Origin of the sequence: Achromobacter sp. (genome assembly GCF_036567245.1) — a bacterium.
Lineage (GTDB): Bacteria > Pseudomonadota > Gammaproteobacteria > Burkholderiales > Burkholderiaceae_B > Achromobacter.
Genome location: NZ_DATCUY010000228.1, coordinates 1 through 13,923, shown reverse-complemented (window position 1 = coordinate 13,923; position 13,923 = coordinate 1). Strand labels below are relative to the sequence as shown.

Genomic DNA, 13,923 nt, shown 5'->3' with positions numbered 1-13,923 from the left:
GCTCCGTCGGCCAAGGCACAGGCCCTGCATGACGTGGTCAACGCCGCCGGGCTGCAGTGGGTGGAAACCGATCCGGACCGCCACGCACAGACCCAGCTGCGCATCGCCGCGGCGCACACGCCGGTCCGCCTGGGCCGCGAGCGCAAGCCGGTCGCGTCCGTTTCCAACGAGCCGCTGGTTCAGGTCGAAACCCGCCACTAAGCCGCAAGCCCGCCAGGGCTTGCGCTTGGCAATACCCCGCACCCCGGGGAACTGGATAGCAATCCAGTTCCCCGGGGTGTTTTCATTGTGGGCCGCGCGGCTCGCGGTCGCGCCCGATGCGATCCATCCCCGGTGCGTCAGTCCCGCACGCGATTCGCCTGCACGCCCCGTCCCAGATCAATCGCCTTCTATCCGGTCCTCAGGCAGGTTCAAGGCCAGCCCGGCCTCTTCGACGAACGCTTCAGCCAGCGCCGAATGCGGCATATGCCGGGCCCAGAGGATCCCCATGCAGCGCAGCGGCGCGCGCCCCGGCAGCGGCACGCGCTTGACGCGTCGGCTGTCCAGCCAATCCGGCGCCCAATCGGGCACCAGCGACACTCCCAGCCCTTCCGACACCATGCAGGCGATACCCATGAGGCCATCGACCTCCAGGCGCTCGCGTGGCACGATGCCATGCTGGCGCAGGTACTGATCCGCCAGGCGGCCTCCCCAAACGTTGCGGTCGTAGCGGATGAAGGGCTGCGTGCTCATCAGCTCGTGGGCGTCGTTGCTTGCGGTATCGGGCGGCGCCAGCACCACCAGCGGCTCTTCCGCCACCAGTTTCCAGGCATAGCCCTTGGACAGGTTGAACTGGGGTTTGACGATGAAGGCCGCGTCCAGATCGCCGTTGATCACCCGGTGATACAGGTGATTGGACGTACCCGGCTCGACGAAAACGGCAAGTTTGGGCAGGCGCCGGTACAGGCGCGCCAGCACGGTGGGCATGATGCCCGTCAGCGCCGACACCGACACGCCCAGGCGCAGTTCTCCCAAAGGCGCGTCGTCGCTGGCGCTGGCGCGCAGGTCCCGTACTTCACGCAGCACGCAGCGGGCGCGCTCCAGCACCTTCAGGCCCGCCTCGGTGGCCTTGACGCTGCGGCCGACGCGCTTGATGAGGGTGGCGCCCAACTCCTCTTCCAGGGTGCGCACCCGGGCCGCGATGGCGGCAGGCGTCAGGTCCAGCCGCCGCGCCGCCTCCGCCAGCGATCCACATTCGACCACTGACACAAAGCTCTGCACATATCGCGTATCCAAAACGTCCCCCTTTTTTCTGAATGCATGGTTTGCGCCAGGGCAAACCACAACAATTTTATGGATTGAAGCAATTAAACAGCAGATGTTCATCGGCCGGTTCGGTGCCAGAATCAGACGTTGCCGCCGCGCCGCCTGGCGCGTCCTTTTCATTCATCAGAAAACGAGTAGAGACAATGAGCACGCAAGCCAGCATTCCCGGCGTTTTTTCTCCGGTCCTGACGCCGTTCGACCAAGCCTATCGCCCGGCCTTGGGGCGCTACGTGAAGCACTGCCGCTGGCTGCGCGAGCAATCCGTCGGCCTGGCCATTTTCGGTACCAACTCGGAAGCGAACTCGCTCGCCCTGTCCGAAAAGCGCAGCCTGCTGGACGCGCTGCTGGAAGCCGGCGTGGAACCCTCCGCACTGATGCCCGGCACCGGCGCCTGCGCGCTGCCCGACGCGATCGAATTGACCCGCCACGCCGTGCACAGCGGCAGCATGGGCGTGCTGGTCCTGCCGCCGTTCTACTACAAGGGCGTAAGCGACGAGGGCCTGTTCCGCTACTACGCCGAACTGATCGAAGGCGTGGGCGACGACCGGCTGCGCATGTACCTCTACCACATCCCGCCCGTGAGCCAGGTGCCGCTGAGCCTGGACCTGATCGACCGCCTGCTGGACCGCTATCCCGGCCAGGTCGCGGGCGTGAAGGACAGCGGCGGGGACTGGAACAACACGGCGGCCATGATCGAACGCTTCGCCCCGCGCGGCTTCCGAGTCTACGCGGGCAGCGAAGCCTTCCTGCTGCAAACCCTGCGCGCGGGCGGCGTGGGTTGCATCACCGCCACCGGCAACGTCAATCCGGGCCCCATCGTCGCCCTGCAGCAGCGCTGGCAGGAAGCCGATGCCGACGCCCGCCAGGCCGGATTGAACGCGACCCGCAACGTCTTTGGCAAGTTCCCCATGATCCCCGCCATGAAGGCCGCTATCGCCTGGAAATCCGGCGATCCGGCCTGGGCTACGGTGCGTCCGCCCTTGGTGGAACTGAACGCCGAACAACGCACTGCCCTGCAAGCCGCCCTGAACGAAAACGGCTTCAACATGCCGGGCGCGGAAACGCTGGCGGACAACTAGCCTCCTGTCCCGCCGGCGCACCGCGACCGGCGGGTTCGAACAGCGCAACCTCTGCAGCACAAAGCGCCCCGGCGCACGGCCATCCAGAGCCGTGCGCCGGGGCGCTTTGTTTGGTGCTGCAACTCGCCGCTCAGCTCACCACGCCGATGTTCCACGGCACGAACTCATGATCACCCAGCCCCAGGAGTTCGCTCTTGCTGCGGGTGCCAGAGGCCACCAGCAGGATTTCCTCGAAGATGCGCTGCGCCACTTCCTGCAGGGTCGCGGTGCCGTCCAGGATGTCGCCGCAATTGACGTCCATGTCTTCGGTCAGCCTTTCATACATCGGCGTATTGGTCGCCAGCTTGATCGAAGGCACGGGCTTGGCGCCGAACATCGAGCCGCGCCCGGTGGTGAAACAGATCATGTTGGCGCCGCCGGCGATCTGCCCTGTCGCCGACACGGGGTCGAAGCCGGGCGTATCCATGAACACCATGCCGGGCTGGCGCACCGGTTCCGCGTAGCGGTAGACCTCCATCAGCGCGGTGGTGCCGCCCTTCATCGAGGACCCCAACGATTTCTCGAAGATGTTGGCCAGCCCGCCCATCTGGTTGCCCGGGCTGACCTTGCCATTGATCTGCACGTCGCGCCCGGGCGAATACTCTTCCTTCCACCAACGGATACGCTGCACCAGTTTCTCGCCGACTTCCCGGTTGCGGGCGCGCGACGTCAGCGTGTGCTCCACGCCGTAGATCTCGGGCGTTTCGGACAGGATGGCGGTGCCGCCGTGGCGCACCAGGATGTCCATGGCCGCCCCCAATGCCGGATTGGCCGTGATGGACGAAAACCCATCCGACCCGCCGCACTGCAGCCCCACCGTCAGGTGCCGCGCCGGCAGCGGCACCCGCTCGACCTCATTGGCCCCGGGCAGCAGGGCCTGCACCGCGGCGACGCCGGCTTCGATGGTTTTGCGCGTGCCGCCGGTCTCCTGCATGATGAAGGTCTTCAGACGGGCTCCCGCCTCCAGGCCCTGATCCTTGAGCAAGGCATCCAGCTGGTTGCGCTCGCAGCCCAGCCCGACGATCAGCACGGCCGCGAAGTTGGCGTGACAGGCGTAGCCACCCATCGTCCGCCGCAACAGGTCCATGGGTTCGCCCGACATTTCCATGCCACAGCCCATGCCATGGCTCAGCGCCACCACGCCGTCCACATTGGGGTAGGCGGCCATCAGCTCCGGGGTGAAGGCTTCGGCGATGCGGTGCACCACCGTCGCCGAACAGTTGACCGTCGCCATGACGCCTATGTAGTTGCGCGTGGCGATCTGCCCATTGGCGCGCACGATGCCGAGAAACCGCGCTTGCTCCGACTCCGGCAGCACGGGCGTAGGCACGTAATCGCGGGCGTGCGCGTAGTCGCGGTCGAACTCCTGGAAGTCCATGTTGTGCGAGTGGACGTAGGTGCCGGCCGCAATGTCGCCCGCCGCAAAGCCGATGCAGACGTTGTACTTGAGGATGGGCTCGCCGGCGCGCAGGTCGCGCGCCGCGATCTTGTGGCCGGCCGGGATCTGGCTGCGGCTGACGATACCCTCGGAAGGCACGGCCATGCCTATGCCGATGGGCACGCGCGCCACCACGACGTTGTCCGCGGAGTGCAGCCGGATGACGGGGCCGGCGGCGCGCTTTTCGCTTAAATCGATCATATCTTGGTCTCGCAGGAATGAAGGGAACGCCCGGCCGCTGATGCGCGGGCGGGCCGGCTATTCGGGTTTGATGCCGATGTCGCGGATCAGGACGGACCAGCGCGGCAACTCGGCGCCCACGAAGCGAGTGAAGGTCTCGGAATCGCTGCCCACCACCGTGAAACCCTGCTCGCTCAGCTTGGCCTGCATGTCGCTCTGTTGCAGCGCGGCGCGGATGGAATCGGAAAGCTTGCCCACCACGGGCTTGGGCGTATTGGCCGGCGCGAACACGCCGTACCAGGTCGACACTTCGAAGTCCTTGAAGCCCGATTCAGCCAGGGTCGGAATCTGCGGCGCCTTGGGGTCCCGCTTCAGGCTGGTGATGGCCAGCGGCCGGACCTTGCCCGAATTGATGTGCGGCAACGCCACGGGAAGATTGGCGAACATGAACGGCACATGCCCGCCCAGCACATCGGCCATGGCAGCCGATTCCCCCTTGTAAGGCACGTGTGTCACTTTGGTGCCCACCATGTGCGCGTACAGTTCCCCGGCGATATGCTGCGGGCCGCCCTGGCCCGACGAGGCGTAGCTCACGGCGCCGTCACCGGCCTTGCGGATGTGCTCGGTGAGCTCCTGCACGGTCTTCGCGTCGACCAGGGTCGGATTGACCACCAGGATCAGGGGCATGGTCACCACCTGCGACACCGGCGCGAAGTCCTTTTCAGGCTTGAACGGCAGGGACGGGAACAAGGAAGGGGCGACCACCATGGTGGACTGCGAGCCCAGGAACAGCGAATAGCCGTCGGCAGACGAACGAGCTACGTTGTCGGCGGCGATAGTGCCGGTAGCGCCGGCCCGGTTCTCCACCACCACCTGCTGCCCCAGGCTTTCGGCCATCTTGGCGCCCACCAGCCGCGCCACGATGTCCGCGCCGCCGCCAGGAGCGAAACCCACCACCATGCGCAGCGGCTTGTTCGGAAACTCCTCGGCCCATGCGGCGGATGCGCCGCAGGACAGCGCGAGGGCCAGGCCGAGGGCGGCGGTCATGCGCGTCAGCGGACGCGCGGGCGTACAGGGGTAGTTCATGCGTTGGTCTCCGTTTGCCGTCGTCGCGTCCCCTCCCCTGGCGCGGCCATGCGGGCTGCGGAGAATCGGGGTCGTGCGGCGGCTCATTGTGTGTTGTGCGCTGCCTGGGCATTCTGGCCATTGCACTCCTTACCAACAAGTATGTGTACGCAGCGTCAGAACATAATATTTTTGTTGTTTTAGATTGAGCGGGAAACAACGCAGCGCGGCAGCCCAAAAAAAATCCACCCCTGAGGGTGGATCTCTCTGTTTGGCGCGCCCTGGGGCCGCGCCAGGCTCGCGCAAGGCGGGATCAGAACTGGTAGGTGTAGGTCAGCTGCACCACGTCCAGGCCCGGGTTCGGGCGCTTGATGCTGGCGTTCGAGAAGTGGGAATAGCGCACGCCGATGCGATTGTTCGGCGTCACGAGAAAGCCCATGCCGATGTGGTCGCCAAACTGGAAGGCCGTGCTGATGTTCTCGTCGGCGAAGCGCGTGCTGGAGAAGAGCGTGGCGCCGATACCCGCTTCGATGTAGAAGCGTTCGCCGGTCCACCAGCGGAACATCGGAATGGCGTTGAGCTGCCACACATGGCTGGGCGAACGCGAACCGCTAGCCTTCCAGTACGACACGCCGAGTTCAGGCGTCAGGTCCAGGCGGCCCCAGTTGCCGCCGAACTGGTAGGTCCAGACCGAGGGGGTTTCATAGTTCAGCGTCAGGCGCTGGTAGTGGTCTCCAATGCCGTAATGCATGCTGACGCCGCCCTTGGTGCCTTCAGACGATTGGGCGCTCGCCAGCGACGCGGTTGCGGCCAGGGCAAGTCCCACAAGGCCGGTAAGCATCTTCTTCTTGGTCAACTGCATTGGAAAACTCCGTAGATTTCAAACCTAGTACGCAACATAGCAAAATCCGGGCCGGACGACTTGATTTCTGTCGCAGGCAGGCAACATCGCGGATGGAAAAGACTGTTCCGAATAACGTCCGTCACATGCCACCTGACAAACTCCCTAAACGAGAATGCCGCCGGGAGCCCGAGGCTGCCGGCGGCATCCGATCACCGCCCATCCAGTCCGCCCGAAAAGGCCGGCCGGATGGCAGGAATATTCAGGCCGTCACCACATCCGCGGGCTGGTTGGTCAGCAAGGCCAGCAGGCGGGCGATTTCCTCGCGCAATTGGCGACGGTCCACGACCATGTCGATGGCGCCCTTCTGCAGCAGGAATTCGGCGCGCTGGAAGCCTTCCGGCAGCTTTTCGCGCACGGTCTGCTCGATCACGCGCGGGCCGGCAAAGCCGATCAACGCCTTGGGCTCGGCGATGACCACGTCGCCCATGAAGGCAAAGCTGGCCGACACGCCGCCCATGGTGGGATCGGTCAACACGCTGATGAACGGCAGGCCGGCCGCCGACAGGCGGGTCAGCATGGCGTTCGTCTTGGCCATCTGCATCAGCGACAGCAGGCTTTCCTGCATGCGCGCGCCGCCCGAGGCAGCCACGCAGATGAAGGGCGTCCTGTTGTCCAGGGCAGCCTGGGCGCCGCGCGCAAAGCGCTCACCCACCACCGAGCCCATGGAGCCGCCCATGAATTCGAATTCGAAGCAGGCCAGGGTCGCAGGCACGCCGCGGATCGAGCCGCTCATGACGACCATGGCGTCGGATTCACCGGTTTGCTTGACCGCTTCCTGCAGACGCTCGGGATATTTGCGCGTGTCCTTGAACTTCAGCGTGTCGACCGAACGCGTGGTCTGGCCGATTTCGACCCGGCCTTCCACGTCGAGCAGCGAATCGATGCGGGCGCGGGCCCCGATACGCATGTGGTGGTCGCACTTGGGGCAAACGTGCAGGTTGGCCGCCAAGTCTTCGCTGTACAGCACCGATTCGCACGACGGGCATTTCACCCAAAGGCCTTCGGGAACGCGGCGGGGGCCGCTTTCGCTGGTTTTGTTGATGCGAGGAGGCAGGAGTTTTTCGATCCAGCTCATTGATTATTCATCCCGTATGAAGTCGCGCCCGCCGCTCAGGCCGACGCGCTTGCTCGTTTTACTTGATCCAGCGCTTGCCGGATGGTGCCCAGCCAGCCGCTGGCGGCGGTGACTGCGGCGTCGGTTTTCTGGGCCGCGGGGGCATCCGCCACCGCCTGCTCCATGGTTTCAATCAGTTTGCTGCCGATCACGACGGCGTCGGCCACGCGCGCCACGCGCTGGGCGCTTTCGGCGTCGCGGATGCCGAAGCCCACGCCTACCGGGATATCGCGCACATGGCGGCGGATCACGGCCAAACGTTCGGCGACGTCATCGGTATTGAGCGAGCCCGAACCCGTGACGCCCTTGAGCGACACGTAGTACACGTAGCCCCGGGCGACAGCGGCAACGGCCTTGATGCGCGCTTCCGTGGACGTGGGCGCCAACAGGAAGATGGGCGCAATGCCATGCTGGCCCAGCGTGGCGGCAAACTCGACCACCTCTTCGGGCGGATAGTCCACCACCAGCACGCCATCCACGCCGGCCTGCTCGGCGCGGCGCGCGAACTCGGCCTGGCCCATGCGTTCTATCGGGTTGGCGTAGCCCATCAGCACTACCGGGGTAGCGGCATCGCGCTGGCGGAACTCGGCCACCAGGTCCAGCACGCGGGCCAGGCCCACGCCCTGGGCGATGGCGCGGTCGGCAGCGCGCTGGATCACCGGGCCGTCGGCCATGGGATCGGAGAACGGCACGCCCAGCTCGATGACGTCGGCGCCGGCCTCGACCAGCGCGTGCATCAGGGGAACGGTGGCGGCGGGCGAGGGATCGCCCGCGGCAATGTAGGGAATCAGCGCCGCGGCGCGGCCGGATTCGGCGGTGCGCGCAAAAGCGGCGGCGATGCGGTCGGTGCGAGTGGTCATGGACAGGGCCTCAGAGCTCGATGCCGGCCTGTTCGGCCACGGTATGCATGTCTTTGTCGCCACGGCCCGACAAGTTGACCAGGATGACGGCGTCGCGCGGCAGGGTGGCGGCCATCTTCACGGCTTGTGCGATGGCGTGCGACGATTCCAGCGCGGGCATGATGCCTTCGATGCGGCAGCAGTCGTGGAAAGCCTTGAGGGCTTCCGCGTCGGTGATGCCGACATATTCCGCGCGGCCGGAGTCCTTCAGCCAGGCATGCTCCGGGCCGACGCCGGGATAGTCGAGGCCGGCTGAGACCGAATGGGTTTCCTGGACCTGGCCGTCGGCGTCCTGCATGACGTAGGTGCGGTTGCCGTGCAGCACGCCCACCTGGCCCGCGGCCAGGGAAGCGGCGTGGCGGCCGCTGTCCATGCCCTCGCCCGCCGCCTCGACGCCGATCAGGCGCACGTTTTCGTAGGGGATGTAGGGATGGAAGATGCCCATGGCGTTGGAACCGCCGCCCACCGCCGCCACGACGCAGTCGGGCTGGCGGCCGGCCGCTTCTGGCATCTGCGTCAGGCATTCGTTGCCGATGACGGTCTGGAAATCGCGCACCATGCGGGGATAGGGGTCGGGACCCGCCACCGTGCCGATGATGTAGAACGTGTTTTCAATGTTGGTGACCCAGTCGCGCATGGCTTCGTTCAGCGCGTCCTTCAGGGTGCGCGAGCCGGAGTTGACCGGCACCACCGTGGCGCCCAGCAGCTTCATGCGGTAGACGTTCGACGCCTGGCGGCGGACGTCTTCGCTGCCCATGTAGACCACGCATTCCATGCCGTAGCGGGCTGCCACCGTGGCGGTGGCCACGCCGTGCTGGCCGGCGCCGGTTTCGGCGATGACGCGGGGCTTGCCCATGCGCTTGGCCAGCAATGCCTGGCCGATGCAGTTATTGACCTTGTGGGCGCCGGTATGGTTCAGGTCTTCGCGCTTGAACCAGATCTGGGCGCCACCCACCATTTCCGACCAGCGCCGGGCATGGTAGACCGGGCTGGGACGGCCCACGAAATGCTTGAGTTCGTAGTTGAACTCTTCCTGGAAGGCAGGGTCGACACGGTAATGGTCATAGGCCGCGCGCAGTTCGTCGAGCGCGTGCATCAGCGTTTCCGCCACGAAAACACCGCCATAAGGGCCGAAATGGCCCTGGGCATCCGGAAAATCGTAAGGTTTCACCAAGCATCTCCCCCGGGTATCGCAGCGGCCACTGCCTGCCGCAAATCCGGTTTGCAACCCGTCATTTTACCTGACGCCGGCAGCGGCCGGGCGCTATGCCCCGGCCGCCCCGGCAATCGCCAGCTTGCCGTCAGAGCGACTGCCCCAGACGGCGCAGAAAGGTGTCGCAGGCGGCCAACTGGTCCAGCGCGACGTACTCGTCGGGCTTGTGGGCCTGTTCGATATGGCCGGGGCCGCAGACCACCGTGGGGATGCCGATGCCCTGGAACAGGCCGGCCTCGGTGCCGTAGGCAACCTTGCGGGTGGCGCGGTCTTCGGTCAGGGCGCGCACCAGCTGGGTGATGGCGGCTTCCTCGGACGCTTCCAGGGCGGGTGCGGCCGCGCCCGTCTCGATCTCGATGCTGGCGCCGTCGAACTCGGCCTGCATGCGCGGCAGGAGCTCTTCGCGCACGTATTTTTCGACTTCTGCCTGGATCTGGTCGGGCTGCATGCCCGGCAGGTTGCGGAACTCGTAGGTGAATTCGCACAGTTCGGGGATGGTGTTGACCGCGATGCCGCCCCGGATCTGGTTGGTGGTCATCGTGGAGAACGGCACGTCGTAGAACTGGTCGTAGGGGCCGTTGGCCTTGAAGCTGTCGGCCAGGTCGCGGATGCGGCAGATCAGGCGCGCGGCGTATTCGATGGCGTTGCAGCCGCGCGGGGTCAGCGACGAGTGCGCCGCCTTGCCGTGCACCTTGCAGCGGAACAGGTTGATGCCCTTGTGCGCCACCACCACCTGCATGCCGGTGGGCTCGCCCACCACGCAGCCTTCGGGGCGGATGCCGCGCTCGTGCAGATCGGCCAGCATGTACGGCGCGCCGGCGCAGCCGACTTCCTCGTCGTACGAGAACGCCAGGTGCATCGGCTTCTTGCGCGGCATGGCCAGGAATTCCGGCACCAGCGCCAAAGAGCTGGCGATGAAGCCCTTCATGTCGCAGCTGCCGCGCCCATAGAGCAGGCCGTCTTTTTCGACGAGCTTGAACGGATCCGTGCTCCATTCCTGGCCGTCCACCGGCACCACGTCGGTGTGGCCGGACAGCACGATGCCGCCCTGCATGCCGCCGTCCTGGGCGGGCAAGGTAGCGAACAGGTTGGCCTTGGTGCGCTCGGGATTGTGCGCCAGCCATGCGTCGACGCCCTGGCCCTTGAGCCAATCCCGAACGGTTTCGATCAGGGCAAGATTGGAATTGCGGCTGGTGGTGTCAAAGCCAACCAGCGTTTCCAGCCAGGTGCGCGCGTTCATGTCACTACTCTCTTGGGGAAAAAGAGGAGTGTAAGGCCAGCGCGCGTCCTCGTCTCGGGCAAGGCCCGGCGCGCAAGCGCCTAGAATGTCGCCCGGTTAGGCAAACCCCCAAGGAGAAACCGTGCAGCACAAAGCAGTTCCCACGCGCAACATCGTGGCGGCAGTCATAGGCAACGCCCTCGAATGGTATGACTTCCTGGTGTTCGCGTTCATGACGCCGATCATCTCGAAGTTGTTCTTCCCCACCGACCCCAACGTTCCCGGCAGCGAACTGAACGCGATCCTGATGACCACCGCCATCTTCGGCGTCGGCTTCTTCATGCGTCCGGTCGGCGGCATCATCCTCGGCCTGTACGGCGACAAGAAAGGCCGCAAGGCGGCCATGGTGATGGTGACCTCGCTGATGGCCGTGTCGATCGCCCTGATCACCGTCGCCCCCACCTACCACGCGGCCGGTATCCTGGCGCCGATCTTCATCCTGATCGCGCGCCTGCTGCAGGGCTTCTCCGCTGGCGGCGAGTTCGGCACCTCGACCGCGCTGCTGATCGAAATGGCGCCCAACGGCAAGCGCGGCTTCTACGGCTCCTGGCAGATGGCGGGCCAAATGCTGGCCCTGCTGATCGGCGCGGCCTGCGGCACGCTCATCACCGAATTCTTCACGCCCCAGGAAATCGCCGATTGGGCATGGCGCCTGCCCTTCGCCTTCGGCCTGGTAATTGTTCCCATCGCCATCTATATCCGCCGCAACGTCGATGAAACCGATGCCTTCAAGCAGCTCAAGGAAGAAGAGCGCCAGGCCGCCGCGCGCGGCGAGGTGCAGCGCCTGAGCCTGGGCCAGATGCTGAAGACGCACACCCGCGAAACCCTGATCGGCGTGGGCCTGGTCGTGACCGCGACGGTGTCCATCTACATCACCTTCACGTATCTGGTGACCTACTCCACGCAGATCCTGAAGCTGCCGCTGAACCAGACCTTCCTGGTGCAGATGGCCGGCGCGGCGCTGATGGTGCTGCTGACGCCTTTCATGGGCGCCTGGTCCGACCGCGTCGGCCGCCGCCCCATCGTGATCGGCTCGCTCATCGGCTACCTGATCGTGCTGTACCCGCTGTACTACTGGCTGTCGGACGCGCCGTCCATCGGCCGCCTGCTGGCCGTGCAAGTCGTGGTCTGCCTGTTCGTGTCGGCATTCTTCGGCGTGTTCAGCACGGTGATGGCGGAGCTGTTCCCGGCCCGCGTGCGTTCGGTGGGCTTGTCCCTGGCCTATAACGTGGCCGTGATGATCTTCGGCGGCTTCGCGCAGTTCATCGTGACCTGGCTGATCAAGACCACCGGTTCGCCGATGGCTCCCGCCTACTACGTGATGTTCGGCGTGGCCCTGGGCCTGATCGCCGCGTTCTACATGCGCGAACGCGCGCACGAGCAACTGGACGACTGAGTCGCGCCTGCGCCCGGGCCGCGCGCGGCCCGGGATTCTAGCGGCGCGTCGCCGACGACACGCCCTGCACTTCAGCCAGGGCGTCCAGCGCGCGGGACAGGGATTCCCCGCCGCGCACTTCCACCGTGAACACCATATGAGCCAGCGACTGCTTGCTCTGCGTATTCACGCCCACCACGTTCAGGCGCAGCCGCGCGAAGACCTCGGACAGGTCCCGCAGCAGGCCGGAACGGTCGTGCGCGCGCACGCTGATGTCCACCGGATAGAAGGTGTCGGCAGTCTCGCCCCAGGCCACTTCGATGACGCGCTCGGGTTCGCGGGCGGCCAGCGCCAGATAGCTGTGGCAGTCGCTGCGGTGGATGGACACGCCGCGCCCGCGTGTAACGAAGCCGGCGATGAGGTCCGGCGGCGCCGGACGGCAGCAGCGCGCCAACTGCGTCAGCAGCGATCCCACTCCCACTACCAGCACGCCACTCTTGCCGCTTTTCTCGGCACTGCCGGCGCTGGCGTGGCGCAAGGCGGCCGGCTGCGGTTCGACGGCCGGGCCAGGCTGCTGGAACAAGGTATCGATCTGCCGCAGGCTGAACTCTTCCTTGGCCGCCGCCACGTATAGATCGTCGGCGCGAGCGAACCCCAGGTTCTGCGCCAGCTGCTCCAGATTGACGGCAGTCTTGCCCAGGCGCTGCAATTCCTTTTCAACCAGGGCCTGGCCCTGGGTGATGCGCTGCTGCAGTTCGATCGCGTTGAACCACATGCGCACCTTGGCGCGGGCCCGCGGGCTGGCCAGAAATCCCAGTTGAGGATTGAGCCAGTCGCGCGACGGCCCGCCGGACTTGGCGGAGATGATCTCCACGGTCTGGCCGGTGGACAGGCGCGTCTGCAGCGGCACCATCTGCCCGTCGACGCGGGCGCCGCGGCAGCGGTGGCCCAGGTCCGTATGCAGGTGATAGGCGAAATCCACCGGCGTGGCGCCGGCGGGCAATTCGATCACGCGCGCCTGCGGCGTCAGCACGTAGATGCGCTCGTCGGTATGCGGCGGCGCGGTCGCCTGGCCGCGGCTTTTGCCCGATGCAGTCTTGGCGGGCGTGGGCTTGGCGGGCTCGCCGCCCTCGACATCGCTGTTCCAGGCCAGCAGTTGGCGCATCCATGCCAGTTGCCGGTCGTATTCGCTGGAGGCCGCCACCTGACCGCCCTTGGCGCCTGCTTCCTTGTAGCGCCAGTGCGCGGCCATGCCGTACTCGGCGAACTGGTGCATCTCGCGCGTGCGGATCTGCACTTCGAAGGGGCGGCCGTCGTCGTCGGCCACTACCGTGTGCAGGGAACGGTAGCCATTGGGTTTGGGCCGCGAAATATAGTCGTCGAACTCCTCGGAGATCGGCGTCCACATTTCATGCACCATGCCCAGCGCGGTATAGCAGGCGCGCACGTCGGCAACGATGATGCGCAGCGCGCGCAGGTCGTACATCTGCGAGAAATCCAGCCGCTTCACGCGCATCTTGTTCCAGATGCTGTAGATGTGCTTGGGCCGGCCGCTGACCTCGGCCTCGACGCCAGCCTTGGCCAATCCCGTCTGCAGGCGCTCGATGGCGCCGGCGATGAAGGCTTCGCGCTCCGCCCGTTTCTCTTCCAGCAGGCGGGCGATCTGCTTGTATTTTTCAGGCTCCAGGAAGCGGAACGCCAGGTCTTCCATTTCCCACTTGATCTGCCAGATCCCCAGACGGTTCGCCAGCGGCGCGTACAGGTCCAGGGTTTCCCGGGCAAATTCGATGGAGCACGGCGCCTTGCTTTCCGCGTGCCAGCGCAAGGTGCGCAAGCGCGACGCCAGCCGCATCAGCACGATGCGCAGGTCGGCCGCCATGGCCAGCAGCATCTTGCGCTGCATTTCCTTTTGCGAACCGCTTTCGGCAGCTACGTCGCTAGCCTGCCGCGCCACCACGCCCAGGCGCAGCAAGGCGCGCGTACCCTGCACCAGCCGCGCGATCTCGGCGCCGAAAGCGGCCGCGACCGGATCG

Annotated in this window: 12 protein-coding genes; 3 read left to right on the top strand and 9 right to left on the bottom strand. The window is 66.0% G+C overall.

Annotated elements, in window-relative coordinates; translation table 11 throughout:
- Positions 1-201 (top strand): hypothetical protein (locus tag VIR09_RS10035; RefSeq protein ID WP_332012728.1); only part of this gene is annotated, 201 nt, incomplete at its 5' end.
- A 177-nt stretch (positions 202-378) separates the two neighbouring features.
- On the opposite strand, the gene VIR09_RS10030 is transcribed toward VIR09_RS10035, so the two are convergent.
- Positions 379-1,275 carry a LysR family transcriptional regulator gene (locus VIR09_RS10030; protein WP_332012727.1) on the bottom strand — a complete coding sequence of 299 codons (897 nt, stop codon included), beginning with the start codon at positions 1,273-1,275 and terminating at the stop codon, positions 379-381.
- A 173-nt stretch (positions 1,276-1,448) separates the two neighbouring features.
- Between VIR09_RS10030 and VIR09_RS10025 the strand changes: the two genes are divergently transcribed.
- The gene (locus VIR09_RS10025; RefSeq protein WP_332012726.1) at positions 1,449-2,384 is read left to right on the top strand and encodes a dihydrodipicolinate synthase family protein; all 936 of its coding nucleotides are present in this window, start codon (positions 1,449-1,451) and stop codon (positions 2,382-2,384) included.
- 130 nt (positions 2,385-2,514) lie between these two features.
- On the opposite strand, the gene VIR09_RS10020 is transcribed toward VIR09_RS10025, so the two are convergent.
- The 7 genes from VIR09_RS10020 to argE all read right to left on the bottom strand — a co-directional run bounded on the left by VIR09_RS10020 (position 2,515) and on the right by argE (position 10,476).
- On the bottom strand, positions 2,515-4,062 hold the full coding sequence (locus VIR09_RS10020) for an altronate dehydratase family protein (RefSeq protein WP_332012725.1): 1,548 nt from the start codon (positions 4,060-4,062) through the stop codon (positions 2,515-2,517).
- Positions 4,063-4,119: 57 nt separating this feature from the next.
- The gene (locus VIR09_RS10015; protein WP_332012724.1) at positions 4,120-5,127 is read right to left on the bottom strand and encodes a tripartite tricarboxylate transporter substrate binding protein; all 1,008 of its coding nucleotides are present in this window, start codon (positions 5,125-5,127) and stop codon (positions 4,120-4,122) included.
- A 292-nt stretch (positions 5,128-5,419) separates the two neighbouring features.
- The gene (locus tag VIR09_RS10010; protein ID WP_332012723.1) at positions 5,420-5,968 is read right to left on the bottom strand and encodes an acyloxyacyl hydrolase; all 549 of its coding nucleotides are present in this window, start codon (positions 5,966-5,968) and stop codon (positions 5,420-5,422) included.
- Between the two features lie 241 nt (positions 5,969-6,209).
- Positions 6,210-7,085, bottom strand: coding sequence for an acetyl-CoA carboxylase, carboxyltransferase subunit beta (gene accD / locus VIR09_RS10005; RefSeq protein ID WP_332012722.1), 876 nt, complete (start codon positions 7,083-7,085; stop codon positions 6,210-6,212).
- A 35-nt stretch (positions 7,086-7,120) separates the two neighbouring features.
- Positions 7,121-7,984, bottom strand: a complete 864-nt coding sequence (gene trpA, locus VIR09_RS10000; protein WP_332012721.1) for a tryptophan synthase subunit alpha — start codon at positions 7,982-7,984, stop codon at positions 7,121-7,123.
- A gap of 10 nt (positions 7,985-7,994) precedes the next feature.
- Complete coding sequence (gene trpB, locus VIR09_RS09995; RefSeq protein ID WP_332012720.1) at positions 7,995-9,194, bottom strand: tryptophan synthase subunit beta; 1,200 nt, start codon at positions 9,192-9,194, stop codon at positions 7,995-7,997.
- A gap of 130 nt (positions 9,195-9,324) precedes the next feature.
- Positions 9,325-10,476, bottom strand: a complete 1,152-nt coding sequence (argE, locus tag VIR09_RS09990) for an acetylornithine deacetylase (protein ID WP_332012719.1) — start codon at positions 10,474-10,476, stop codon at positions 9,325-9,327.
- A 121-nt stretch (positions 10,477-10,597) separates the two neighbouring features.
- Between argE and VIR09_RS09985 the strand changes: the two genes are divergently transcribed.
- A complete protein-coding gene (locus tag VIR09_RS09985) occupies positions 10,598-11,911 on the top strand; it encodes an MFS transporter (protein ID WP_332012718.1) in 1,314 nt (437 codons plus the stop codon).
- A gap of 37 nt (positions 11,912-11,948) precedes the next feature.
- On the opposite strand, the gene VIR09_RS09980 is transcribed toward VIR09_RS09985, so the two are convergent.
- The coding region (locus VIR09_RS09980) for a bifunctional (p)ppGpp synthetase/guanosine-3',5'-bis(diphosphate) 3'-pyrophosphohydrolase (protein WP_332012717.1) at positions 11,949-13,923 on the bottom strand (1,975 nt) is incomplete at its 5' end.